The following is a 26,226-nucleotide window of genomic DNA, read 5'->3' as shown; positions in this document are numbered from 1 at the left end:
TCGTTGCTTGCAATTTACTAAATCTTATTTGCTCCTCGTATCTTGCGTCTATTTGATTAAATACGGCGGATTGGTTGAAGTCTGCAAATCGCTTTCTTTCGTTGCAATATATTCTTCGATGCGCGATTGGCGGCTTCGTTCCATCAATTCGGAACTGCGCGTCAGAGCATCGTATTTTATATCTATCAACTCTTTTTTGAGTTTGTCTATCTCTATCATCTGTTGCTGGCAAGCGTAACGGTTGTGGATGTAGAACAGAATAAGAACCATGATAAGGACAAGTAGTTTTGTCTGACGACGGAAAAAGTCCGTAGCCAGAATATCGCCGCCTATAATATTCTTTAGCGAAGTGTGTCTTTTTACTTTTTCGCTTTTTTGTTCTTCTTGTTTGGTACCTGTCTCGTTCATCACCTTGTTATTTTACCACATTACCGTCTTGTCACTTCTTTCCTTCCGCCACTTTTTCCGCAATCCTCAGCTTGGCGCTTCGTGAACGCGGATTATGCTCAATCTCGGCTTCGTCCGGAACAATCACTTTGTTGTTTACCAAACGGAAAGGCGTTTGCACGTTTCCGAAGAAGTCTTTTTCCGCCTTGCCTTCTATGTTGCCGGTCTTCATTATGTTTTTCACCATGCGGTCTTCCAGCGAATGGTAGGTGATTACTACCAACCGGCCGCCGGGCTTTAATGCTTCCGTAGCCGCATAGAGCATTTCTTTCAGCGCTTCCATCTCTTGATTGACTTCGATGCGCAACGCTTGAAATACTTTTGCAAGTTCTTTCTTTTCTCTTTCGCGTCCGAATAGGGGCTTGATAATGTCCAGGAATTCTCCGATGGTGCTAATCTTTTGGGTAGCGCGTGCCTTGGCTATGACAGACGCTAATTTGCGGCTGTTCTTTAATTCTCCGTACAAATAGAATATATCGGCAAGACGCTCTTCGTCGTATGTATTCACAATATCGGCAGCGGTGAGCCCGGCACGCTTGTTCATACGCATATCGAGCGCTCCGTCGAAACGGAAAGAAAATCCCCGCTCGCTGTCATCGAAGTGGTGTGATGACACACCGAGGTCGGCAAGTACGGCATCCACTTGCTCGATACCGTGATAGCGCAGGAAATTATGCAGATAGCGGAAGTTGCTGCGTACAAATGTAAAGTGCGGGTCGTTTACGATGTTTTGTTCCGCATCCTCATCTTGGTCAAATCCCAGTAATCTTCCTCCTTTGCCTAAGCGGGACAGTATTTCCCGGGAATGACCGCCTCCGCCGAATGTTACGTCCACGTACGTTCCGTCCGGACGGATGTCCATTCCGTCAACACTTGGCATTAGTAATACCGGAATATGATATGTCGTTTCTTCCTTCATTTTTCTTTCGTTAGAATCGTTTATTGCTCTATTGTCTCACCACTTCTCTCTGTCGCTTCCCAATTATCATCTCCCAGAATATCTTGTAACGCTTCGCTGAACTCTTCCGGGTTCATGAAAGGTTGTTCAGCCTTCTCTTTCGCCCAGATTTCAATGGTGTTGTCCACGCCGATAAAGCGTACATCGCTTTGTATGCCTGCCATTTGCAAGTAACGCTTAGGCAGCAGGATACGTCCGTTCCCGTCGGGAATCATGATTTCCGCATCACTGACGAATTGCCGGAAGATTTGTTGGTGTTTGGCATTCCACTTGTTCAGCCTCTGCCGAAGTTGGGTTTGCGTTTTGAACCAGACGCTTTCGGGATAGAGTATCAAGCAGTCTTGGAATACGTCTTTGCGCAATACAAGTCTTTCTTCGGAAACGGCTTGTAGCTGTTTCCGGAAGCTGGCGGGGATAAATACGCGTCCCTTTGTATCTGTCTTTGCTTCAATATTGCCTAAAAAGCGTATCATTTTCACCTTATTATAATAAGCGACGGTAAAAATACACATTTCCCCACAATTCCCCACAATGTTTTAACTAAAATCTTGCTTAGAAGTTTTCAACAAGTTGTTGATTACTTATACTGTTGAAAATGAATATGGTGCTGTATCACTTTATTGGTGGGGGATTGATGCGGGTATTGGATAAAAAAAATCATCCCATGAGATGAATGTGCTTATCTCATGGGATGACTTTATATCGGGTGTTAGTTAAACAAAATCTTTCAAATCTTGTTGTAGTTTTTGGCGGGTAAAGAAGATGCGGCTTTTTACGGTTCCTAATGGAAGACCCAGCTTCTCAGCTATTTCGCGGTATTTAAAACCGGAAACATGCATGGAGAATGGAACTTTATATTCACGCGGCAGTGCGTTGACAATGCGGTGCATTTCTTTCAGGTCGTATGTGCTTTCCGTACTCTCAAAGGCGGAGTCACGCGGCAGGTTCAGATGATAAAGATTGTCTGTCTGGTCTACAAATGTCTGGTCGCGCACAACTTTACGGTAGTTGTTGATAAAGATGTTGCGCATGATAGTATATATCCACCCCTTGAAATTAGTATCGGGCATGTATTTATCTTCATTATCCAAAGCCTTGAGAGAGGTTTCCTGAAGAAGGTCGTTTGCTTCTTCGCGGTCGGAGGTGAGCTTATATGCGAAGCGTAATAAGTCGTTTTGTACTCCAACCAGATCTTTTTTAAATGTAATACTGTTCATAATGTGCTTTGTTAAATGATTACTTGTTCGTTTAGCTTTTCAGCAATGCAAGTTTACGGAAATTTTAGCTTTGTGACGGGTGGTTTTTAGGCAATCTTTGGGGTAAAATCTATCAATTGATAGATTTTAGGTGCTGTTTGATAGATTTTGGGTGCAGTTTTCTATCAAATATTTGCATTTAATTAAAAAGATGCGTTAATTTTGCGCAATCATTTCATCATAAAAAGAATGGCTGACGACTCTTTATTTTTGATTGACATTGATAAGATTCTTCGGGAGAAAGCTCCGAAGCATGTAAAATATATCCCTAAGTTTGTCGTGTCTTATTTGAAGCGCATCGTTCATCAAGATGAATTGAATGTCTTTCTGAAAGAGTCGAAAGATAAAGTTGGGGTGGAGTTTCTGCAGGCTTGTCTGGACTTCCTTGATGCCAAATTGATTGTAAAAGGCGAGGAGAATCTGTCTAAGGACGGTCTTTATACGTTTGTTTCCAATCATCCTTTGGGCGGACAGGATGGAGTGGCGCTGGGTTACGTGCTTGGAACTTATTACGATGGAAAGGTGAAATATATGGTAAACGACTTGCTCATGAACCTGCACGGATTGGCTCCCCTTTGCATTCCTATCAATAAGACCGGCAAGCAGGCTAAGGACTTTCCGAAAATGGTGGAAGCCGGATTTGCGTCGGATGACCAACTTATTATGTTTCCTGCCGGACTTTGCTCGCGTCGTCAGAATGGGGTTATCCGTGATTTGGACTGGAAGAAGACATTTATAGTAAAGAGTGTTGAAGCACATCGTGATGTAGTTCCCATTCATTTTGAGGGACGTAATTCCGACTTCTTTTATAATCTGGCCAATCTTTGTAAAACGTTGGGCATCAAGTTCAATATTGCCATGCTTTACTTGGCGGACGAAATGCTGAAAAACCGTCATAAAACATTTACTATTACAATAGGCAAGCCTATTCCCTGGCAAACATTCGATAAAACGAAAACACCTGCACAATGGGCGCAGTATGTGAAGGATATCGTGTATAAATTATAAGTTGAAAATTGAATATTAAAAAATAGAAAATCGGAAGATGGAAGATATTATTGCACCGATAAGCAAAGAATTGCTGAAAGCGGAGTTGACTGAAGACAAACGCTTGCGCATGACGAACAAGAGTAATAATCAGATATACATTATTACCGCTCAGGACTCACCTAATACGATGAAAGAAATCGGGCGTCTGCGTGAGATTGCATTTCGTGCTGCCGGTGGCGGAACAGGGTTGTCCATGGACCTTGACGAATACGATTTGATGGATAATCCCTATAAGCAGTTGATTGTCTGGAATCCGGAAGCGGAGGAGATATTGGGCGGTTATCGCTATATCCTCGGTACGGATGTACGCTTTGACGAGCATGGGGCGCCGATTTTGGCTACTGCGCATATGTTTAATTTTTCCGAGAAGTTCCTGAATGAGTATCTTCCTACCACCATCGAACTCGGACGTTCATTCGTGACGCTCGAATATCAGTCTACCCGTCGTGATAGCAAGGGATTGTTTGCGCTGGATAATTTATGGGACGGTTTGGGCGCATTAACGGTGGTTATGCCTAATGTGAAATATTTCTTCGGAAAGGTTACCATGTATCCCAGTTATATCCGTAAGGGACGCGACATGATTCTTTATTTCTTGAAGAAGCATTTTGCGGATAAGGATAGCTTGATTACTCCGATGAAACCGTTACAACTGGAAGCTGACGAAAATGAATTGGCAGCTTTATTCTGTAAAGATACATTTAAGGAGGATTATAAGATTCTGAATGGTGAAATCCGTAAATTGGGATACAATATTCCGCCGTTGGTGAATGCGTACATGAGTCTTAGCCCGACAATGCGTATGTTCGGTACGGCTATTAATTACGGTTTCGGTGATGTGGAAGAAACGGGAATCTTAATCGCTGTCGATGAAATTCTGGCAGAGAAGCGTATCCGGCATATCCAGTCATTCATCGAGAGCGAACCGGAATCATGCAATCTGACTTCCGGAGCGAATAAGATATTTTTTCCAAGCAGGTAATTACACGGCCGGCAGACTGTTTCCGTTGATTTTCCGGTATAGGTCGAGGGCAAATACGTCCGTCATTCCGGATATGTAGTCTAATACGGCTTGCACTCTTTCATATAACGCAGTTGCTTTCATGTTGTATTGATCGGACACCCGGTTGATGAGCAACTGCGAATATGTTTTTTCCGGTGAACATACCGCATCAATCATCAGTTCGAGCAGAGTGCTGATGATGCGAAATCCGGCAAGTTCTATATCCAATACGTCACGCGAACGGTATATCTTTTTGAAAGATACCTTCTCGCAATTTTTATAGGCTGTGGCAGGCCGTTCTGCAATATGCTTGATGAGACTTCCCTCAAATTCTCCTTCCAAAATTTGCGTTTCATTGTCAAGGAATGCTTGGGTGCATTCGCCGATAAGCAACCCGATGACAGAAGAACGCAGGTAAGCAATCTGTTCATTGGTGTCGCTCACAATCTTGAACGTATCGAGTATGTGCGCTTTGCGCTCATCAGGGAAATAAGACAGTAATAAGTCCTGTGTTTCCTGAGTTGTCAGAATCTTCAGTTTGTGGGCATCTTCAATATCCATCATCTGATAGCAAATATCGTCTGCGGCTTCTACCAGATAAACGAGCGGGTGGCGTGCGTATTTTAGGGGCGAGTCATTAAGCTTCTTCATGCCTAATTCTTCAGCTATCCGCCGAAAGCTTTCTTCTTCGGTCGTGAAGAATCCGAATTTGGATTTTTGTCCCGCTAAACTCGATGAAAAGGGATATTTTACGATGCTGGCAAGTGTGGAGTAGGTTAGAACGAAGCCGCCTTTGCGGCGTCCTTCAAATTGGTGGGTAAGCAGGCGGAAGGCATTTGCGTTTCCTTCAAAGTGTGTCAGGTCTTCCCATTGCGCCGGGGTGAGTTGTTCTCCGTTAGGTTGCTGTTCTTTTAAAGCCAATCCTTTCCCTTCCGAAAAGAAAGTGGAAATGGCACGCTCGCCGGAATGGCCGAATGGCGGATTGCCCAAATCGTGTGCCAAGCATGCGGCGGAAACAATAGAACCGATTTCCGGCAGATAAGAACTTTGCAATTCGGGACGTCGGGCAAGGATGGCTTTGGCTACATCATTACCCAATGAACGGCCTACACAAGAGACTTCCAAACTATGTGTCAACCGGTTGTGTACGAATATGCTTCCGGGCAGGGGGAATACTTGCGTCTTGTTCTGTAATCTTCGGAAAGGTGCGGAGAAGACGAGGCGGTCGTAATCCCGCTGAAATTCGGAACGGTTCTCGCGGCGTTCTTTATGAAACTCTTCCAAGCCGAATCGCTTGGCAGATATGAGGGTATTCCAGTCCATCATGTTGTTACTTTCTTATTATTTAACTGCAAATGTATGACTATTTGCTTCAAAATCCGTAATTTTGCCCGTTAAATAGTGAATTTAAAGTAATCTCAATCGTAAATAGCAAATTGTAGTATGACTGTCCAAATTATAAATAAGTCGAAACATCCGTTACCCGCATATGCCACTGAATTATCTGCCGGAATGGATATCCGCGCCAACCTTTCCGAACCGATAGCTTTGGAACCCTTGCAGCGTTGTTTGGTTCCTACAGGTTTGTACATTGCTTTGCCGGCAGGTTTTGAAGCGCAAATCCGTCCACGTAGCGGTTTGGCTATCAAGAAAGGCATTTCGGTATTGAATTCTCCGGGAACCATCGATGCCGACTATCGCGGTGAAATCTGTATTATCCTCGTAAACCTTTCTTCGGAAACATTTGTAATTGAGGATGGCGAACGAATAGCCCAAATGGTAATAGCCCGCCATGAGCAGGCTGTATGGCAGGAGGTGGACGTGTTGGACGAAACAGAACGCGGCGCCGGCGGCTTTGGACATACGGGCGTATAACAAGAAGCTTGCATGAGAAATAAGAATATTCACATAATCGGATGCTTATTGGCCTGTGTGCTGTTTGTCTCCTGCGGCACTTCCCGCCAGAAGATGAAAGTGCAATCGGTGGAGACTGCCGTGCTCGCTCCGGAACAGCAGCGTAAGTATGATTACTTTTTTCTGGAAGCAGCCCGCTTGAAGATTCAGAAAGATTATGATGCCGCTTTTGATTTGTTGCAGCACTGCCTGACTATCAATCCGAATGCTTCGTCGGCTCTATATGAACTGGCGCAATATTATCTGTTCTTGAAACAAATGCCTCAGGGACAAGCGGCATTGGAAAAAGCTGTGGAAAATGACCCCGGCAATTATTGGTACAGTCAGGGACTGGCAAATCTCTATCAGCAGCAGGATGAGACTGAGAAAGCGACGAAGCTGTTGGAAAGTATGTCCGTACGTTTCACTGATAAGCTTGATCCGCTTTATGCCTTGTTGGACATCTATAATCGGCAGGAGCAGTACGATAAGGTAATTGCCACTTTGAACCGTATTGAGGGAAAGATGGGCAAAAGCGAGCAGCTGAGTATGGAGAAGTTCCGTATCTACCTGCAAATGAAGGATAATAAGAATGCTTTCCATGAGATAGAGAGTTTGGTTGCGGAGTACCCGATGGATTCCCGTTATCAAGTTGTGCTGGGCGATGTGTATATGCAGAACGGGAAGAAGGAAGAAGCATATAATATGTATCGTAAGGTGTTGGATGCAGAGCCGGACAATGCCATGGCGATGTATTCGCTGGCTTCTTATTATGAGGCGACCGGTCAGAAGGAACTCTATCAGCAGCAGATGGACACATTATTGCTCAACAAGAAAGTGCCGTCGGAAACAAAGCTGAATGTAATGCGGCAGTTCGTGGTGCAGAATGAGCAGGACGGTAAGGATAGTACGCGGGTCATCAACCTTTTCAACCGTATTCTGGAACAGGAACCGGATGATGCGGGCATACCGATGCTTTATTCCCAATACCTTTTGTCTAAAGGCATGAACAAAGAAGCATTTCCCGTGCTGCGCCAAGTATTGGCAATAGACCCTACCAATACGGCTGCACGTATGATGTTGCTGGGTGAGGCCGTACGCAAGGAAGATTACAATGATGTTATCAATTTGTGTGAAGCGGGTGTTGAAACCAACCCTGAAATGTTGGAGTTCTATTTCTATCTGGCCATTGCTTATAATCAGGCGGAACGGACTGATGATGTGATTTCCGTCTGCCGGAAAGCATTGACGCAAATCACGGCCGACAGTAAGAAAGAGGTTGTTTCGGATTTCTATTCCATCTTGGGAGATGCTTACCATACGAAAGACCTGAATACGGAAGCTTATGCCGCTTATGATTCGGCATTGGTGTATAATCCTTCCAATATCGGAGCATTGAACAATTATGCTTATTACTTGTCCGTTGAGCGCCGCAATCTGGACAAAGCAGAGGAGATGAGTTATAAGACGGTAAAGGCAGAACCCAATAATGCTACTTATCTGGATACTTATGCTTGGATTCTGTTTGAGAAAGGCAATTATGCCGAAGCCCGTTTGTATATAGACGATGCCATGAAAAATGATGGCGGCAAGAGTGATGTTATCGTGGAACATTGCGGTGACATCTATTATATGACAGGTGATGCGGATAAGGCTTTGGAATACTGGAAGCAGGCATTGGAGATAGGAAGTAAGTCCAAAACGCTGAAACAGAAGATTCAGAAGAAGAAATATATTGATGAAAAGTAAGGCGATAGGGGGATAAAGTGATAAATGATAAAAGTGATAAGGTGATGGTACAGACAAAATTCAATAGTAAGACACTGGTCTTTATGCTTTTTCTTCTCTGTTGTTTGGCAGGTTGTAAGACTTCCCGTAAGGCGGAGACATCCAAATTGCCTGAAAGCGCCCGTTACTTATCTTCTAAGGTACGATTGACAGTTCCTACCAAAGATGCCGTTTTCACCGTCAACGGAACGATGAAATTGATAAGCGGTGAACGGATGCAGCTCTCTTTCCTTATGCCTATTATACGTACAGAGGTGGCGCGCATGGAAGTGACGCCCGAAGAAATATTACTGGTAGACCGCATGGGTAAGCGTTATGTGCGGGCTACTCGCAAAGAATTGAAGGATGTATTGCCGAAGAAAGCCGATTTTGTCCATTTGGAAAAGATACTGTTCGATGCTTCCAAGCCCAATGGGAAGAAGGAATTGTCCGGAAAGGAACTGGGTATCCCTTCATTGGAGAAGGGTAGAATTGAGTTGTCCGGCTTCTCCAGTACTTCGTTTTCCCTGACGCCTACCGAACTGTCTTCAAAGTATACACAAGTCGAGTTACATGAAATATTAGAAATGCTGATGAGCTTATGAAACGTTTGCTTTGTATTTTTATAAGTTGTTTCTGTCTGGCCCTTCCGCTTCTTGCACAGTCTAACAAGCTGATAAAAGAATTGGAAAGTAAGCGCGGCGCTTTGCAAAAGCAGATTACGGAATCGGAAACACTTCTGAAAACTACAAAGAAAACCGTAAGCAGCCAGCTGAACGGACTTGCCGCCCTGACCGGGCAGATAGAGGAGCGCAAGCGCTATATTCTTACCATAAATAATGATGTGGAGTCGATAGACCGTGAGTTGGCGTCACTGGAACGTCAGTTGGGGAAATTACAGCGAGACTTGAAGGACAAGAAGAAGAAATACGACTCGTCCGTGCAATATCTTTATAAGAATCGCTCCATTGAAGAGAAGCTGATGTTTATTTTCTCCGCCCAAAGTTTGGCGCAGACCTATCGCCGCTTGCGTTATGTACGAGAGTATGCCACTTACCAACGTCTGCAGGGCGAGGAAGTGCTGAAGAAGCAAGAGCAGGTCAATAAGAAGAAAGCGGAACTACGGCAGGTACGGACTGCCAAAGCCAATTTGCTGAAAGAGCGTGAAGCCGAAAAGGTAAAGCTTGAAGCGCAGGAGAAGGAAAAGCGTACTCTTGTAACCAGTCTGCAGAAGAAGCAGCGCGGATTGCAGAATGAGATTGCCAAGAAGCGTCGTGAAGCCAATCAGCTTAATGCACGCATCGACCGCTTGATTGCTGAAGAAATAGAGAAAGCCCGCAAACGCGCCGCAGAAGAAGCGCGTCGTGAAGCGGCTGCCCGCAAGAAAGAAGGGGCAAAGACGGATAAGCCGGCAACATCCGCCTCCAAAACAAAAGCGGCTCCTCTGGAGACCTATACTATGAGCAAAGCCGATCGCGAGTTGTCCGGTGACTTTGCCAATAATCGTGGTAAGTTGCCTATGCCTATCAGCGGGGCTTACATCATAACCAGCCATTACGGGCAATATGCGGTGGAAGGATTGCGCAATGTCAAACTTGATAATAAGGGTATCGACATTCAAGGAAAACCGGGAGCGCAAGCTCGTGCCATCTTCAACGGCAAGGTAGCGGCAGTATTCAAGTTGAACGGGTTGTTTAATATCCTTATCCGTCATGGAGCTTATATTTCCGTATATTGTAACCTGTCTTCTGCCTCGGTGAAACAAGGTGATATGGTTACTACCAAGCAGGCTATCGGCCAGGTATTCTCGGACGGGGCTGATGGCGGGCGCACGGTACTTCATTTCCAGCTACGCCGCGAGAAGGAGAAACTGAATCCCGAACCTTGGCTGAACAGGTAGGTCTTATATCTTTGCTCCGTCCAATAATTCCAGATAGAGCGTAATCGCCTCTTCAATCTCCCTGATGAAAATAAATTCATCGGCTGTATGGGAACGGCTGCTCTTGCCCGGTCCTATTTTCATGGATGGGAATGACATCAACGCTTGGTCTGAAAGTGTAGGAGAGCCGAACGGCACTCTGCCCAGCTCGACAGCTTTTCTTACCAGCGGATGGTCGGGTGAGACGTGCGAAGAACTCAAACGGAAAGAGCGGGCTTTGGCTTCACAACCGATATGTTTCTGTATTTCGTCGAAAAGCTCCTGATTGCTATAACATTCATTACTGCGGATGTCGACAACGAACGTGCAACGGTCCGGTATCACATTGTGCTGTGTCCCTGCATTTACCATGGTCACACTCATCTTCACCGGCCCCAGTAAGGACGATTCTTTCGTGAAACGGTAGTCGCGGAACCAGGCAATATCGTTTAGTACCTTATATATGGCGTTGTCGCCTTCATTTCGGGCGGCATGGCCCGATTTACCGTAAGCGATAACATCCAGTACCATTAGTCCTTTTTCGGCAATGGCGGGTTGCATCTCCGTGGGCTCACCCACAACGGCGAATTGTATGGGCGGCAGTTCCGGCAGTACGGATTCTATTCCGTTCTTGCCCGACACTTCTTCTTCGCAGGAAGCCAAATAAATGAGATTGTATGCCTGTGTAGTCCGGCAGAGTTGCAGGAACACTTGCAACAGGCTGACGACACTTGCTCCGGCATCGTTACTCCCTAAACCATAAATCTTGCCGTTCTCTTCCAACGGGGTGAACGGAGCTTTCCGCCACCCGTTTACAGGTTTCACCGTGTCAATATGTGAGTTTAACAGCAACGTCGGCTTGTTCAAGTCGAACATCGGGCTGAGACACCATACGTTGTTGCCTTTTCTTCCGGTTGACATTCCCTGCATTTCGATATAATTCTGTAAAAAGTCCGCAGCTTGTTCTTCTTCGCGGCTTAATGAGGGAATGGCTATCAATGATTTAAGCAATCCGGTAGCTTCGGAAACCAAAGTCTGTATGTCGGTTATCATCGTCAAGATTAGTTATATATTTGTTATTACTTTGCAAACTTACGGATAAATCCCGAAAAAGGGAGATAGTTTCAAATAAAACTAATACCTTTGTGCCCATATTTACCAATTTATTAAAGATATGACTTATCATCATTTGTCTGTCATGGTACACCGTCAGGCAGAGAAGTATGGAGACAAAGTAGCCCTTAAATACAGGGACTATGAAACATCACAATGGATACCTATCACTTGGAATAAATTCTCCCAAACAGTACGTCAGGCAGCCAATGCGCTGGTGGCTTTGGGAGTGGAGGAACAGAGGAATATCGGTATCTTCTCACAAAATAAACCAGAATGTTTGTTTACTGATTTTGCAGCTTTTGCCAATCGCTTGGTGACCATACCGCTGTATGCCACCAGTTCCTCGGCTCAGGCGCAGTATATTATTAATGACGCTCAGATACGCTTCCTTTTTGTAGGCGAACAGTTTCAATACGATGCGGCCTTCAGCGCATTCGGTTTTTGCCATTCTTTGCAGAAGTTGATTGTTTTTGACCGTAGTGTCGTGCTCGACCCTCGCGATAAAACATCTATTTACTACGATGATTTCCTTGCGTTGGGCGAGGGACTTCCTCATAACGATGTTGTAGAAGAGCGTACCGCCCGTGCGTCGGACGACGATCTTGCCAATATTCTTTATACATCCGGTACTACCGGTGAGCCGAAGGGAGTTATGCTGCATCACTTCAACTACAGAGAAGCTATACGCATTCATGACATTCGCCTGACCGCCATGACGGATAAGGACGTGTCCATGAACTTCCTTCCGCTGACACATGTATTTGAGAAAGCCTGGACTTATCTCTGCATTCACAGAGGAGTACAAGTCTGCATTAATCTTCGCCCGGCAGATATTCAGACCACTATCAGGGAAATACGTCCTACGTTGATGTGCAGTGTTCCCCGCTTCTGGGAAAAGGTATATGCAGGTGTGCAAGAGAAGATTGCGCAGGAAACCGGTTTGCGGAAGGCGATGATGCTGGATGCCATCAAAGTAGGCAAGATACATAACATAGATTACCTGCGTGCAGGCAAAACACCGCCGTTGATGCTTCATTTGAAGTATAAGTTTTATGAAAAGACTATTTATGCTTTGCTGAAAAAGACAATCGGTATTGAGAATGGTAACTTCTTCCCTACGGCAGGTGCGGCTGTGTCCGATGAAATATGTGAATTTGTACACTCCGTAGGCATCAATATGGTAGTGGGCTATGGACTGACGGAGTCTACGGCTACCGTTTCCTGTTTCCTCGACAAGGGATATGAAATAGGTTCGGTAGGAACTGTGATGCCCGATGTTGAAGTGAAAATAGGAGAGAACAATGAGATTCTGCTCCGAGGCAAGACTATTACTGTCGGCTATTACAAGAAGCCGGAAGCTACTGCTGCGGCTATCGACAAAGACGGTTGGTTTCATACAGGTGATGCCGGTTATATGAAGGGTGACCACTTGTATCTGACTGAGCGCATTAAAGACTTGTTCAAGACTTCCAATGGCAAGTATATTTCCCCGCAGGCTTTGGAAACCAAGCTGGCAATAGACCGTTATATCGACCAGATTGCTGTTATTGCCGATCAGCGTAAGTTTGTGTCCGCTCTGATAGTTCCCGTGTACGGCTTGGTGAAGAATTATGCCAAAGAGAAGGGACTTGAATATAAGGATATGGAGGACTTGTTGCAACATCCTAAGGTACAGGGCTTGTTCCGTGCCCGCATTGATACGTTGCAGCAACAGTTTGCTCACTATGAACAAGTGAAACGTTTCACTTTATTGCCCGAACCGTTTAATATGGAACGGGGCGAGTTGACAAATACATTGAAGCTGAAGCGCTCTGTGGTATCAAAGAACTACAAAGAGTTGATTGATAAGATGTACGAAGAATGAAACTTTTGCACTATCTTTGCATCCGAAAAAGATAGAATTTGAAGAAAGTATATGATTACCATTGAACAACTGAAAGATATCAAGGAACGTACCGAAGCGTTAAACCGCTATCTGGACATTGAAGGAAAGAAAATACAAGTAGAAGAGGAACAGTTGCGTACGCAAGCTCCGGGCTTTTGGGATGACCAGAAAGCCGCCGAAGCACAGATGAAGAAAGTAAAAGGCTTGCAGCAATGGATTTCCGGCTACAATGAAGTCAAGGTTATGGCAGATGAGTTGCAACTTGCATTCGATTTCTATAAAGATGAACTGGTGACGGAAGAAGAGGTGGATGAGGCCTATGCAAAAGCATCTGTTGCTGTAGAGGCCCTTGAACTCAAGAATATGCTTCGTGAAGAAGCCGACCAGATGGACTGCGTACTGAAAATCAATTCCGGTGCCGGCGGTACGGAAAGCCAGGATTGGGCAAGTATGTTGATGCGTATGTACTTGCGATATGCCGAAACTCATGGATATAAGGCAACTATCGCCAACTTGCAGGAAGGTGATGAAGCCGGAATCAAGGCTTGTACCATTGAGATAGCGGGTGATTATGCTTACGGTTATCTGAAAGGCGAGAACGGCGTACACCGTTTGGTGCGCGTATCTCCCTACAATGCCCAGGGTAAGCGTATGACATCTTTCGCATCTGTTTTCGTCACTCCGCTGGTAGATGATACGATTGAGGTGAATATTGAACAAGCGCGTATCTCTTGGGATACTTTCCGTTCCAGTGGTGCGGGCGGGCAGAACGTAAATAAGGTTGAGTCCGGTGTGCGTCTGCGTTATCAGTTCAAAGACCCTTATACAGGCGAGGAAGAAGAAATTCTGATTGAGAATACCGAAACGCGCGACCAGCCCAAGAACCGCGAAAACGCGATGCGTCAGTTGCGTTCTATCCTGTACGATAAGGAACTACAACACCGTATGGCGGAACAGGCAAAGGTGGAGGCCGGTAAGAAGAAGATTGAGTGGGGATCGCAAATTCGCAGTTACGTGTTCGATGACCGGCGTGTGAAAGACCACCGTACCAACTTCCAGACGTCGGACGTGAATGGAGTAATGGACGGAAAGATAGACGGTTTCGTCAAGGCCTATCTGATGGAGTTTGCAGGCGGAGATACTATTTAGCCCTTTTTAAAAGTTAACATCATTGTCCGGAACAAGTTAACTGAGTTGCGGGCAAAAAGTTAATATCGTATATGCGGGAAGTTAACATCATATAATCAATGATGTTAACTTCCCGCTTTTTTCTTTTATAAATGTTTGCAAACTTCCCGAATTTCCTTTTACTTTGTTTATCGTTGAACTTTAAACTATAGAAACACCATGGGAAAGAGTAAAAAGAAAGTAATGCACAGCCGGAAAGAGGAACAACAAGCCAAGAAAGTATTGCTGATTATCGGAGTGACCGCTTTGGTATTGGTAGTTGGTATGCTGATATTGTACTCTTTCTGGTAATAAAATAGCAGAATATGCCGCAAGAGATAGAACGGAAGTTTCTCATAAAAGGAGAGTATAAGTCGCAAGCATACGCACAGAACCGCATCATTCAAGGATATATCAGTAGTGCGCGCGGACGGACGGTAAGGGTTCGCATACGCGGCGGGCAGGGCTACCTTACCATTAAGGGGGCATCTGATGTGTCCGGCATCAGCCGTTACGAGTGGGAGAAAGAGATTCCCTTGAATGAAGCCGAGGACTTAATGAAGTTGTGCGAACCGGGTATTATTGATAAAACCCGTTATCTGATACGCAGTGGAAACCATGTTTTTGAGGTAGACGAGTTCTATGGGGAAAATGAAGGACTGGTAGTGGCGGAAGTAGAGCTTACCTCGGAGAGCGAGCCTTTCGAGAAGCCGGATTTTATCGGGCAGGAAGTAACGGGAGACATCCGTTATTATAATTCGCAGTTGATGAAGCATCCGTTTAAAGAATGGAAGTAAACTAATCATGTCCCGTAATTGTTGATTCGTATATGGAGAAACTATACCAATACCTGCCGGAAGAACTTGTCACTTTTATTTTGGTGACAGTGTTTTCTTTGCTTATAGGCCTTTCCTTGCGGCGTATCAGCTTGAAGCGCGAAGGGGAGACTACCCTTTTCGGTACGGACCGTACTTTTACCTTTATCGGTATTCTGGGTTATCTCCTTTATATTCTTGATCCGGTAGACTATCGCCTTTTTATGGGGGGAGGGGCTATCTTAGGCCTATTGCTTGCTTTGAACTACTACGTTAAGCAAGCCCAGTTTCACGTATTCGGGGTTACTACTATTGTCATTGCACTCATTACGTATTGCATTGCGCCTATTGTTGCTACACAGCCGTCTTGGTTTTATGTAATGGTGATTGTGACGGTATTGCTCTTTACGGAGTTGAAACATACATTCACCGAACTGGCGCAGCGGATGAAGAATGACGAAATGATTACGCTTGCCAAGTTCCTTGCCATTAGCGGTATCATACTTCCGATGCTGCCTAACGAGAATCTGATACCGGGCGTCAATCTCACGCCTTATAGCATTTGGCTGGCTACGGTAGTGGTTTCAGGTATTTCCTATCTTTCTTATTTGCTGAAGAGATATGTATTTCGTGAATCGGGCATTCTGGTTTCCGGTATTGTAGGAGGGTTGTACAGCAGCACTGCCACTATATCCGTACTGGCGCGTAAAAGCCGTAAGGCATCACCTCAGGAAGCTCCCGAATATGTGGCCGCCATGCTGCTGGCAGTCAGTATGATGTTCCTGCGATTCTTGATACTGATTGGTATATTCAGCGTAGATACTTTAACGGCTATCTATCCCTATCTGTTGATTATGTCCGCTGTCTCTGCGGGAACGGCTTGGTTTCTGCATTCCAAATGGAAACGTCCTGCCGTATCGGGAGCGGCCGATGAAGATGAGGACAGCAGTAACCCGTTGGAATTTAAGGTAGCGCTTATTTTTGCCGTACTTTTTGTGGTATTTACAATAGCTACCCATTACACGTTGATATATGCCGGCAAGAGCGGGTTGACTTTACTCTCCTTTGTGTCCGGTTTCAGTGACATCACTCCGTTTATTTTGAATCTTCTACAAGGTACGGGCAGTGTGCCCGTTTCGTTGATAACGGCTTGCAGTATGCAGGCGATAGTAAGTAATATTGCCGTAAATATGTGCTATGCACTCTTTTTTTCCGGTAAGAAAAGCTCGCTGCGTTCGTGGATTTTGGGCGGTTTCGGTTGTGTCATAATCGCCAATGTATTCTTGTTATTATTCTTCTACTTTCTGTAAATCAACGGACTTTTCGCTTTTTTAACTCCGGTGTTCCGCTAAATGCCGAAGAATGCTCTATTTTTGCCCAGTCCATAACAACACAATATGGATAGAACACTTATAATACAAAACAATAAACCAAAATACTGATTTAAACAGGGGAATACCATGAAAATTAGATGGGTTATGTTGCTGACGGTATTATTACTATCTGCCGGGGCAACTGCACAGAATACGACAAATTCTTCATTTCAGATTAAAGGGGTTCTGCTCGACTCGCTTACTCAGGAAGGAGAGCCTTATGCAACAATCAAGATTGTAAAGAAAGAAGCACCGGCACAAGCTGTCAAGATGCTGGTAACGGATATGAAAGGACAGTTTCAGGAGAAAGTGCCCGGTAATAAAGGTAACTTTATTATGACAATTTCTTCGGTAGGGCGAAACAGCATTGTGAAGAATTTTTCCGTAAAATCCGATAAGTATTTGCAGGTAATTTAGAATGAGAGCGTTATAAGTTTATCTGTTTTTTAGGGTAATGACTTGGCAACAGTCCTAATTTCAATGTTTTGCGGCTCATTACTGTCAAACAACTCTTCTGTATGCAAAGGTAACATTATTTTTTGAAACCTCTGTCTTTATTGAGGATGAAATTGCAACATTGACATTCGTAATAATCTAAATTAAATGAATTATCAACTATGATTGCCCGAATTTGTATTTCAATCCATACTCTTCCAGTTTGCTGTACAGCGTTGTACGTCCTATTCCGAGCAGTTCGGCGGCAATCTTTCTGTTTCCGTTCGCCTGCTTCAACGCACGTAAAATCCGCTCTTTGTCTTCCGCATCGTTACGCAGGGCAAAGCTGGCGGATGAGGACGATAATGTCTCGTCACTGCCAAACTCCAGATTTTCTTTGGTTATCATATCGGCTTCCGTATGTAGGACTGCCACCTGTATCTTTTGTTTCAGTTCGCGCACGTTGCCCGGCCACGGATAAGTGAGCAGGGCTTTCCGTGCGGATGCGTCAAAGCCCTTGATGTTGCGCTCCAACTCCTTGTTCGCAAATTCAAGGAAGAACTCTGCCAGTGGCATGATGTCCTCTTGGCAGTTGCGAAGCGGAGGCACGGTTATCGTGTACTCTTTCAGACGATAGAGCAAGTCTTCGCGGAAACGCTTTTCGGCGACTGCCTTTTGCAAGTCCTCGTTGGTTGCCGCCACGATGCGCACATCGGCTGTCTTGTCCCCCTTTGCCCCAATGGGGCGATAACGGCGTTCCTGTATGGCACGAAGCAACATCCGCTGCATTTCCATCGGCAGGTTGGCCACTTCATCAAGAAACAATGTACCGCCATTGGCTTCTTGAAAATACCCAACATGGGTAGAATCTGCTCCTGTGAATGCACCTTTGATGTGTCCGAAGAATGCGGACAGTGCCAATGTCGGGGACAACGAACCACAGTCCACCGCCACGAAAGGCTTATCCGCACGTTTGCTCTGTGCGTGGATGTGTTGGGCAATATGTTCTTTGCCCGTACCGTTCTCACCTAATATCAATACACTCATACGGGTGGGTGCAACCAACCGGACACGCCGCTTGATTCCTTGATATGCCGTACCTTGCCGGACAAATATCGGGACTTGTTTGTTCCTTTTCTGTTCCTGTGCTTTGTGTATGGAGCGGATGAGAGGAACAAGCCTGTCCTCTACCAATTGCTTGGGAATATAGTCGGCGGAGCCGAGTTTCATACTTTCCACTGCCGTATGCACCTCGGCGTAATCGGTCATGATGATGAACGGCTGCGGCTTCCCTTCCTTGCGCATCCAACGCAACAGGTCGACACCCTCACCATCAGGTAGACGCAAGTCGGCAAGCACAGTATTATCTTCCTCTGCCTTTGCCAGCAATTTCTTGGCGGTAGAAAGCCGATACGCCTGCATGGTGTCGAAGCCGCCTTTCTTCAAGAAGTTGCAGACATAATCGTTATAAACGGGATTGTCCTCTACTACAATTACCTTCATAATCCGTCTTCCTTTCGTTTTTTAGCCTGTTCCACAATCTTGTCACCCATTGCCAATACTGCATTCACGGTGTGTTGAATCTCGTTATCGGAACATTCCGTGTCTGAATGCAGAAGTCTGTGCAGTTCCCATAGTGGTTTGTCCGCACGGATTACTGCCCACGAACTGCGTAAACGGTGTACCTGCATATCCAATTCTTTGCGGTCACACCGCTCTCCGGCATCGCTAATGGCTTGCATGTCCTTTTCCGTTTCGGTTTTCAGTTTGTCAAGCATAGTCACCTTGTCACCATACGCCAATAAAGAAGAAAGGTCAGGTTGTTTCTCTTTGTTATTTTTGACAGAAGATACTGAAAGGCATTTGCCCGACACCGCCAGCAGTTCCGACAGGCCGAACGGCTTGAACAGGCAGGCGGAAAAGCCATGAGCCAGCAGTTCTTCTTCGGTGCAGCTTCCCGAAGCAGTGGCGACAATCACAGGGATGGTCTTCGAGTTGCCGACGTGGGACGAGCGCAGCAGTTCCAATACCTCAAAGCCATTTATTTCCGGCATCTTCAAGTCTGTAATCAGCAGGTCGTAGTCCTTTGTCCGCATGGCTTCCATGAGGTCGCTTGTATTAGTGCACACATCACAACGGATACCGTAATGGGCATACATATCCATTGCCATCGAAAGAAGAATGTCGTTGTCATCCAACATAATGACCGAATAGGCACGTTCAGAATAAGGATATTGTTCTTGCACTTCTTTCTTTTCGATGACAGCAATATCAGCGGTTTGCATGGGTATTTCTATCGTGAAACGACTGCCCCGACCTTTCTTGCTTTCCAATCGGACAGTACCGCCTAACATATCCACGATGCGTTTCACGATGGATAATCCTAATCCGAAACCGTCCTGCGTGGCGGCGTTGGAGAGCCGTTCAAATGCTCCGAACACCCGTTGCTGTTCTTCTTCGCTCATACCGCTGCCTGTATCTTCCACCACAATGGAAAGGTTATTGCCGTTGTAGTCCATGCGGAGCGATACGCTTCCGGCTTGCGTGAACTTGATGGCATTGGATAACAGGTTTGCGGAAACCTGCATAATGCGCTCCTTGTCGCCCATGAGGATAACATCGGTATTGCATTCCACCGTCAAACACAAGTCCTTTGTCTCTGCCAATGGAGCAAATTCCGCCGATAAAGCGTCTGCCATGCCCTGCAAACGGAACGGGGAAGTATTCGCACTCTCCTTTCCACTATCCAACCGAAAGAAGTCAAGCAGCGTGTTCAACATGGCAATCATTCGTTGCGATGCCTGCCGGATATTGCCCGAATAGCGTTCCGTCTGCGTTGCATTTTCTCCGTTGGCTATCAGTTCCGCATAGCCGTGTATGGCGGTCAGCGGTGTACGCAGTTCATGAGTAATGGTGTGCATGGCTCTCTTGCGTGAGGAAATCAGTTCCCTGTTTCTCATATCCGATTCATGGAGTTGCCTTATCAGATTAACGGTCTTTGCCTTATACCGCTTTATGCGGCGTATGTCCCTGTGGATGATGATGTATGACACAACCAAAAGAAGAAAAAGAAATCCTGTCAGCCCTCCGATTTGAAAGAACGAGCGTTCACGCATGGCGGTTATCTCTGCCTCACGCTTTTGCAGGTCACGTTCTACTTTCCTGTCCATCTGCCCGATAAGCGATTGCAGTTGTCGATTCAATTCGCTGTTGCGCATGGCGAGGCTGTCGGCATGTTCCGACAAGCGGCGGCTTTGCGCCTGTTGTTGTGTAATCTCCTTGCGGTTCAGTGCATGGAGCATGGAGGTTGTGGCGGTCGGTTTCGACTTTTCTTTCTTGCCGAACAAGCCTAAGAAACCTTTGCGCTTCGTTTTCTTAGGCTGTTCCTGTGTGCTTTTTGCCGCAATGAAGGGTACACGCTTAGCAATTTCCCGATTCAAATTTTCCTGTTTATTCAATACTTCCACAATGCTACAAAGCAAATTTTCCTTGCTTTCTAACAAATGACGCACACTGTCTATCCGCTCTGCCGGATAAACGGTTTTGAAACGGCACAGCAGACTATCCACCGCCATGCGCCGGATATGGTAATGCTCCAAATCCTCGTCTTCCCACTCCAACACACTTTCGCCCAAAAGGGAAAGCCCCGTCATTTCCCCATAAACAAGATGCACTTCCTGACGAAAAGCATTTATACGTCGGTTCTCCGTTTCCAATGCTTCAATCTCTTTCCATTCATAAAACCACAGGTACATGATGCCGACTGCCAGCAGGCACATCAATAAATAACCTGCGGCAATCAGCGTGCGGAGAAATTTTGTTCCTATGGTACTTCTCATTTGATTATTCCTTTTTAATCATGCAGCCCGTAGTCCATCTAAAACCACAGGCTGCATACATTATAGCAATCTTTGTCAGCAATGACATTATCCCAAAGGATTGTCACCATCTTCGCCATTACCGGAACCGTCTGTGCTTCCGCCACCCTGCGCCGGGTCATCGTCCTTCGCATCGGCAGAAAGTTCAATCCATTCCAAATCATCGCTGTCCACAAGGGCACGGGTGTAGGTCTTGTTCGACAGCCGCTCCCGTTCGGGTGTGAACTGCACGCGCACCGCCTGCACCTGCTTGTCGAAGTCCGCCAAATCCTTCACGCCCTTCGTGTCGAGCGTGTAGCGGAAATAGCCCAGCCCCTTGATGTGGACGCTCTTGCCCTGCGCCATGCGCGTGTGCATCACGCCTGCGATGTCGCCCAACACGGCTTGCACGTCACTGTTACTTACTGTGAAGATTTTCGTCAAATCCTTTGCTATGGTCTCCGTTTCCACGGGCTTGCCCTGCACTACGGCTTGGGGATAGTAAACGCCCTGTTGCTTCTGAAACGCTTTTTCCCCAAAAGGCATAGTCTTACGTTTTTAATTGGTTGATGAATAATGTTTATTGTCTCACTCGGATGCCTTTGCAAGCATCCGTTTTGCTGTTGCCTGAACTAACCTCCACTCTTGATTTTCCGAAGTGCCACTTCGACCACCACAAAGTGGCACCTTGTGCGCCTCGAAGTGCCACTTTGTCTTTCACCAGCTTCCACCTCCCAACGCATGATACAGATTTATCATCCCCTGTATTTTGTCGAAATGATCGTTTGCTTCCGTCAGTTCAGCGGAGAGCAGGGATTGCTGAGCGGTAAGCACTTCCAAATAGGTGGTGCTACTGCTGTGTTCCATCAGCTGGCGGGTACTTTCCACGGTGCGGCGCAGAGCGGCTATCTGCTTGCCATCAAGTTGCAAACGGCGGTCGGCTGTCTGCCATTGTGCAAGAGCATCGTTCACCTCGCTACCCGCTTTCAGCAGACTTTGCTGGAAAGAGAGTAACGCTTCCTGTTGCTGTGCCTTGGCGATGCGCAGGTTGGCGATGTTACGCCCACGGTTGAAGAGGGGGTGTGTCAATGAGCCGACTGCACTCAGTAGCCAGCGTCCGGGATTGATAATGGCGGCACCGGTACTGTTTGTCCAACCTGCAGACCCGCCCAGCGTAATGCTGGGATAAAAGGCGGAGCGGGCGGCACCGGTGGCATAGAACGCCTGTGCCAGCGATGCTTCTGCCTGACGGATGTCGGGACGGCGGGCAAGCAACTGCAGGGGTACACCTACGGAGAGTGTATCGGGAAATTGCTGTTCTGTCAACGTACCGCGTTCGATATGGGAAGGCACATCGCCTAAGAGCAAGGAGATGGCATTTTCCTGTTTCTTGACTTGCTGTTCCAGAGTAAGCACATTCGTTTCCACGGTAAGCAGGTTGGCACGTGCCTGCTGCACGGCAGCTTCGGTGGTGTTGCCGAACTGCTTTTGCAGTTCCAACGTGCGCAACGACTCGCTCCAACTCTCGGCGGTGCAGCGGTTGATGTCGAGTTGTACATCCAACATCAGCAAGTTGTAATAACTGTTGGCAATTGTGGCGATGAGTTGTGTCTGCACTGCCTGCCGGTAAGCGCGGCTCTGCTCTAAGGCGGCACGGGCACCACGTTTGGCATTGGTCAGCTTGCCGAACAAGTCCAGCTCCCACTCGGCGGAAGCAGCAAGGGTGTAGGTCTTGGTCGTCTTGCTACCATCGAAGCTACTCAACGTACCTTGCGGGGCAAGCGACACTGAGGGCAGGTAGGCAAGGCGCGAAGACATCAGCGTGGCTTCTGCCTCCACCACTTTCAGACGTGCGACGTTAAGGTCGTTGTTATTCTCCAGTCCTCGCCGGATGAGGGATTGCAAGCGTGTGTCGGTGAACAGTTCGCTCCAATGCAAGGAGGCGATGGAGGCTGTGTCTTCCGCTTGTATGTCGGTGCCATACAGCCCATCGGTTTTCACTTCCTCCGGACGGGAGTAAGGTTTATAGACTCCGCACGAGGCAAGCAGCAGTGCGGTAACTGTTGTCAGTAATATATTTCTCATGATTCCTTTTCCTTTTTATGTTTCTTCAAATCTTCCATTTCACCTTGTATCGACCATTCGCCGGAGGAAACAGCCTGCATGGGACGTACCTTCTCTTGCAACCACTGGAAAGCAATGAACAGTGCCGGAACCACAAATAGCAAGGCAAGTGTACCGACCAGCATACCACCCACCGCACCGGAACCCAACGTGCGGTTACCGTTGGCTCCTACTCCCGTTGATACCATCAGCGGTAGCAGTCCGAACACCATTGTAAGGGCTGTCATTAGGATGGGGCGCAATCGCACCTTGGCGGCTCCAACGGCAGCTTGTATCAGCGACATGCCCGCCTGTCGGCGTTTGACGGCATATTCCGTTATCAGGATGGCGGTCTTTGCCAGCAATCCGATGAGCATAATCAAACCGGTCTGCATATAGATGTTATTCTCCAATCCCATCAGCTTGGCAAACAGGAAACTGCCCAGCAAGCCGAAAGGAAGGGCGAGCACCACGGCAAACGGGATGAGGAAACTTTCATAAAGTGCGCTCAGGATGAGATAGACCAGCACAAAGCAAATGGCGAAGATAATCACCGTGTTGCTGCTCGACTGACTTTCCTCGCGGGTGATGCCGCCAAACTCGTAGGTATAGCCTTTGGGCAATGCCGTGGACGCCGCTTCGCCGATGGCACGGATGGCGTCGCCGGAAGAATAGCCGTCGGCAGCCGAACCGTTGACCGCAATGGAGCCATAGAGGTTGAAGCGGTTGAGCGACTGTGGCCCGTAGGTCTTGGTAAGCCGGGCAAACTGGCTGATGGGAGCCATTTCACCGTTGCCGGTACGCACATAGAGGTGGTTCAGCGATTCCGGTGTGACCCGTGTGTCCGGCTCCGCCTGTATCATGACACGGTAGAGCTTGGAGAAACGGTTAAAATTGGAGACATACTGCCCGCCATAGTAACCGGACACCGTGGAAAGCACCTCTGCCGGAGAAAGCCCCGAACGTTCGCAACGGGCGGCATCAATGTCCAGCGTATATTGCGGATAGTCTGCTGAAAAAGCGGTATAGGCAGTCCCGATTTCCGGGCATTGGCTCAGGGAGGCAATGAATCCCTTGGTGGCATCGTCCAACTCACTGACAGGTTTGCCCGTCTTGTCCTGCACGTGCAGTTCAAAACCGTTCACCATGCCGTAGCCGTTAATCATGGGCGGGGCGGCGGCAAATAACTGCGCATCCGGTATTTTCTGTGAAAGGGTGTTGATGCGTCCGATGATAGAGTTTACATCATCTTCCTTGCCGTCACGTTCCGACCAGTCGCGCAGGGAGATGATAATCAGTCCCGCACTGGCTCCCGAACCGCTGAGCGAATATCCGCTGACGGTGGCATAATGCTTCACCTGCGGCATTTGTTGGATTTCCTTTTCCAACTGCGCCAATACTTGGGTGGTGCGGAAGAGCGAAGTGCCCGGCTTGGTATTGACGCTCACCATGACCGTACCCGTATCTTCATCGGGCACAAGTCCGGTCTTGGTAGTGCGCATCAGCACCACCACCAGCGCCACCGTAGCCACCAGCAGTCCCCATGTCACCACCCGATGGCGGCAGAAGTAGATGACACCCCGAACGTACCGCTTCACCAAGACCTCGAAAGCCGCATTGAACGCCTTGCGGAAGCGTGCCGAAAAACCGCTTTTCTCTTTGCCGTCCGCATCTATATAAGGTTCAAGCAGTAAGGCACACAGAGTCGGTGAAAGTGTCAAGGCATTGACTGCCGACAGTCCGACCGCCACCGCCATCGTGATGCCGAACTGCGTATAGAATACGCCGGACGTGCCGCCCATCATGGAAACCGGGATGAATACCGCCATGAACACCAGCGTAGAGGTAACGATGGCAGCCGTAATGCCCGACATGGCTTCGTTCGTCGCCATATACGATGAGTAGTAACCGGCATCGAACTTCGCCTGTACTGCCTCGACTACCACAATGGCATTGTCCACCACCGTACCGATGGCAAGCACCAGTGCGAACAGCGTCAGCAAGTTGATGGAAAAGCCCGCCACCGCCATGAAAGCGAACGTGCCGACCAAAGAGACGATAATGGATATGGTGGGAATCAGTGTCGAACGGATGTCCTGCAAAAACACATAAACCACCAGTACAACGAGAATGATAGCCTCTATCAGCGTCCAAAGCACATTCTCGATGGAGGCAAAGAGAAAGTCGTTCACGCTCAACAAGCTGGCAAACTTCAATCCTTCAGGCAAGTCTTCGGATATTTCATCTATCAGCGCATCAATCTCCTGTACCACCTCCGTAGCATTGGAACCGGCACTCTGGTAAGCCTCGGTGATACATCCCGCATGACCGTCCGTCATGGCACGATAGGTATAGGCTTCATCACCCAACTCGATGCGGGCAATATCTTTCAGACGCAAGATTTCTCCGTTGGAAAGCGAACGGATAACAATATCACCAAACTCTTCGGGCGTGGAGAAGCGTCCCCTATATTTGATGGTATATTCGTAGGCATTCTCGTGGTTCTCGCCGAAAGCACCCGTAGCCGATTCCAAATTCTGCTTTTCGAGGGCATTGGTCACGTCTGACGGTATCAGTTTGTACTGCGCCATCACGTCCGGTTTCAGCCAAATGCGCATGGAATAGTTGGATGCCAATACATTGAACTCACCCACACCGGCAATACGCTTGACGCGCGGCTCCACATTTATCTTCATGTAGTTGTTGATAAACTGCATATCGTATGAATCGTCCGGGCTGTAGAGGGCGACCACCTTCAATAGCGACTTCTGTTGTTTCTGCGTCTGCACCCCGATTTTGGTTACTTCGGCAGGAAGCAATCCCTGTGCCTTCGATACGCGGTTTTGCACATTGACTGCCGCCATGTCGGCATCAGTTCCCTGACGGAAATAGACATTCACTGTAACATCTCCCGTATTGGAGGCTTCCGAATGGATGTAGCTCATGTTCTCCACACCGTTGATGGCTTCCTCCAACGGGACAATGACCGACTTCTGCACCGTTTCGGCATTGGCACCGGGATAAGAAGTCGTTACTTGCACCGTGGGCGGCGCAATGTCTGGATATTGCTCCACAGGCAGCCCCGTCAGGGATATGATGCCCAACAAAACAATAATTACGGAAATAACGATGGAAAAGACCGGGCGGTCTATAAAGAATCGTAAATTCATAACTTCTTCCTCC

At 47.2% G+C, this 26,226-nt stretch carries 22 protein-coding genes and 1 pseudogene; 12 read left to right on the top strand and 11 right to left on the bottom strand.

Going from position 1 to position 26,226, the window contains the following annotated elements:
* Window positions 1–48: 48 nt before the first annotated feature.
* From DW121_RS10025 to DW121_RS10010, 4 genes are all read right to left on the bottom strand, one after another.
* Complete coding sequence (locus tag DW121_RS10025; protein WP_117711670.1) at window positions 49–408, bottom strand: FtsL-like putative cell division protein; 360 nt, start codon at window positions 406–408, stop codon at window positions 49–51.
* Between the two features lie 31 nt (window positions 409–439).
* Window positions 440–1,366, bottom strand: coding sequence for a 16S rRNA (cytosine(1402)-N(4))-methyltransferase RsmH (gene rsmH, locus DW121_RS10020; RefSeq protein ID WP_118323674.1), 927 nt, complete (start codon window positions 1,364–1,366; stop codon window positions 440–442).
* 20 nt (window positions 1,367–1,386) lie between these two features.
* Complete coding sequence (gene mraZ / locus DW121_RS10015; protein ID WP_117711709.1) at window positions 1,387–1,878, bottom strand: division/cell wall cluster transcriptional repressor MraZ; 492 nt, start codon at window positions 1,876–1,878, stop codon at window positions 1,387–1,389.
* Between the two features lie 240 nt (window positions 1,879–2,118).
* On the bottom strand, window positions 2,119–2,622 hold the full coding sequence (locus tag DW121_RS10010; protein ID WP_117711668.1) for an RNA polymerase sigma factor: 504 nt from the start codon (window positions 2,620–2,622) through the stop codon (window positions 2,119–2,121).
* 228 nt (window positions 2,623–2,850) lie between these two features.
* On the opposite strand from DW121_RS10010, the gene DW121_RS10005 reads away from it, so the two are divergent.
* Both DW121_RS10005 and DW121_RS10000 read left to right on the top strand, forming a co-directional pair.
* Window positions 2,851–3,669 carry a 1-acyl-sn-glycerol-3-phosphate acyltransferase gene (locus tag DW121_RS10005; RefSeq protein ID WP_117711667.1) on the top strand — a complete coding sequence of 273 codons (819 nt, stop codon included), beginning with the start codon at window positions 2,851–2,853 and terminating at the stop codon, window positions 3,667–3,669.
* A gap of 37 nt (window positions 3,670–3,706) precedes the next feature.
* A complete protein-coding gene (locus DW121_RS10000; RefSeq protein ID WP_117711666.1) occupies window positions 3,707–4,693 on the top strand; it encodes a GNAT family N-acetyltransferase in 987 nt (328 codons plus the stop codon).
* On the opposite strand, the gene DW121_RS09995 is transcribed toward DW121_RS10000, so the two are convergent.
* Window positions 4,694–6,040, bottom strand: a complete 1,347-nt coding sequence (locus tag DW121_RS09995; protein ID WP_117711665.1) for a deoxyguanosinetriphosphate triphosphohydrolase — start codon at window positions 6,038–6,040, stop codon at window positions 4,694–4,696.
* A gap of 117 nt (window positions 6,041–6,157) precedes the next feature.
* Here DW121_RS09995 and dut point away from each other — a divergent pair, with 117 nt between their 5' ends.
* From dut to DW121_RS09975, 4 genes are read left to right on the top strand one after another with little or no spacing between them, the layout of a single operon-like run.
* Window positions 6,158–6,589, top strand: a complete 432-nt coding sequence (gene dut / locus DW121_RS09990; protein ID WP_117711664.1) for a dUTP diphosphatase — start codon at window positions 6,158–6,160, stop codon at window positions 6,587–6,589.
* A 12-nt stretch (window positions 6,590–6,601) separates the two neighbouring features.
* Entirely contained in the window at window positions 6,602–8,356 is a 1,755-nt protein-coding gene (locus tag DW121_RS09985) for a tetratricopeptide repeat protein (protein ID WP_118323673.1), read from the top strand.
* A 44-nt stretch (window positions 8,357–8,400) separates the two neighbouring features.
* Complete coding sequence (locus tag DW121_RS09980) at window positions 8,401–8,979, top strand: DUF4292 domain-containing protein (RefSeq protein ID WP_117711708.1); 579 nt, start codon at window positions 8,401–8,403, stop codon at window positions 8,977–8,979.
* Window positions 8,976–10,274 carry a murein hydrolase activator EnvC family protein gene (locus tag DW121_RS09975; RefSeq protein ID WP_117711662.1) on the top strand — a complete coding sequence of 433 codons (1,299 nt, stop codon included), beginning with the start codon at window positions 8,976–8,978 and terminating at the stop codon, window positions 10,272–10,274. The genes DW121_RS09980 and DW121_RS09975 overlap by 4 nt, the downstream gene beginning before the upstream one ends.
* Before the next feature lie 3 nt (window positions 10,275–10,277).
* On the opposite strand, the gene DW121_RS09970 is transcribed toward DW121_RS09975, so the two are convergent.
* On the bottom strand, window positions 10,278–11,345 hold the full coding sequence (locus tag DW121_RS09970) for a M20 family metallo-hydrolase (RefSeq protein WP_118323672.1): 1,068 nt from the start codon (window positions 11,343–11,345) through the stop codon (window positions 10,278–10,280).
* A gap of 121 nt (window positions 11,346–11,466) precedes the next feature.
* Here DW121_RS09970 and DW121_RS09960 point away from each other — a divergent pair, with 121 nt between their 5' ends.
* From DW121_RS09960 to DW121_RS09940, 6 genes and pseudogenes are all read left to right on the top strand, one after another.
* Window positions 11,467–13,272 (top strand): AMP-dependent synthetase/ligase, encoded by a 1,806-nt coding sequence (locus tag DW121_RS09960; protein ID WP_117711659.1) that lies wholly within the window; start codon window positions 11,467–11,469, stop codon window positions 13,270–13,272.
* 51 nt (window positions 13,273–13,323) lie between these two features.
* Window positions 13,324–14,442 (top strand): peptide chain release factor 2, encoded by a 1,119-nt coding sequence (gene prfB / locus DW121_RS09955; RefSeq protein WP_117711658.1) that lies wholly within the window; start codon window positions 13,324–13,326, stop codon window positions 14,440–14,442.
* A 198-nt stretch (window positions 14,443–14,640) separates the two neighbouring features.
* On the top strand, window positions 14,641–14,772 hold the full coding sequence (locus tag DW121_RS15910) for a hypothetical protein (protein ID WP_255419894.1): 132 nt from the start codon (window positions 14,641–14,643) through the stop codon (window positions 14,770–14,772).
* A gap of 14 nt (window positions 14,773–14,786) precedes the next feature.
* A complete protein-coding gene (locus DW121_RS09950; RefSeq protein WP_117711657.1) occupies window positions 14,787–15,257 on the top strand; it encodes a CYTH domain-containing protein in 471 nt (156 codons plus the stop codon).
* A gap of 32 nt (window positions 15,258–15,289) precedes the next feature.
* On the top strand, window positions 15,290–16,585 hold the full coding sequence (locus DW121_RS09945; RefSeq protein ID WP_117711656.1) for an MgtC/SapB family protein: 1,296 nt from the start codon (window positions 15,290–15,292) through the stop codon (window positions 16,583–16,585).
* A 150-nt stretch (window positions 16,586–16,735) separates the two neighbouring features.
* Window positions 16,736–17,053, top strand: a pseudogene (locus tag DW121_RS09940) (TonB-dependent receptor); the annotation flags it as partial.
* Window positions 17,054–17,263: 210 nt separating this feature from the next.
* On the opposite strand, the gene DW121_RS09935 reads toward DW121_RS09940, so the two are convergent.
* The 5 genes from DW121_RS09935 to DW121_RS09915 all read right to left on the bottom strand — a co-directional run bounded on the left by DW121_RS09935 (window position 17,264) and on the right by DW121_RS09915 (window position 26,213).
* Window positions 17,264–18,586 (bottom strand): sigma-54-dependent transcriptional regulator, encoded by a 1,323-nt coding sequence (locus tag DW121_RS09935; RefSeq protein WP_118295840.1) that lies wholly within the window; start codon window positions 18,584–18,586, stop codon window positions 17,264–17,266.
* Window positions 18,583–20,922, bottom strand: a complete 2,340-nt coding sequence (locus tag DW121_RS09930; RefSeq protein ID WP_117588718.1) for a hybrid sensor histidine kinase/response regulator — start codon at window positions 20,920–20,922, stop codon at window positions 18,583–18,585. The genes DW121_RS09935 and DW121_RS09930 overlap by 4 nt, the downstream gene beginning before the upstream one ends.
* 87 nt (window positions 20,923–21,009) lie before the next feature.
* A complete protein-coding gene (locus DW121_RS09925) occupies window positions 21,010–21,486 on the bottom strand; it encodes an HU family DNA-binding protein (protein ID WP_117588717.1) in 477 nt (158 codons plus the stop codon).
* 171 nt (window positions 21,487–21,657) lie between these two features.
* Complete coding sequence (locus tag DW121_RS09920) at window positions 21,658–23,025, bottom strand: efflux transporter outer membrane subunit (protein WP_117588716.1); 1,368 nt, start codon at window positions 23,023–23,025, stop codon at window positions 21,658–21,660.
* On the bottom strand, window positions 23,022–26,213 hold the full coding sequence (locus DW121_RS09915) for an efflux RND transporter permease subunit (protein WP_117588715.1): 3,192 nt from the start codon (window positions 26,211–26,213) through the stop codon (window positions 23,022–23,024). The genes DW121_RS09920 and DW121_RS09915 overlap by 4 nt, the downstream gene beginning before the upstream one ends.
* Window positions 26,214–26,226: the final 13 nt, after the last annotated feature.

Origin of the sequence: Bacteroides sp. AM10-21B, from assembly GCF_003472565.1 — a bacterium.
GTDB lineage: Bacteria > Bacteroidota > Bacteroidia > Bacteroidales > Bacteroidaceae > Bacteroides > Bacteroides propionicigenes.
The sequence above is the reverse complement of the archived record's forward strand: the minus strand, read 5'-3'. Positions and strand labels throughout refer to the sequence as shown.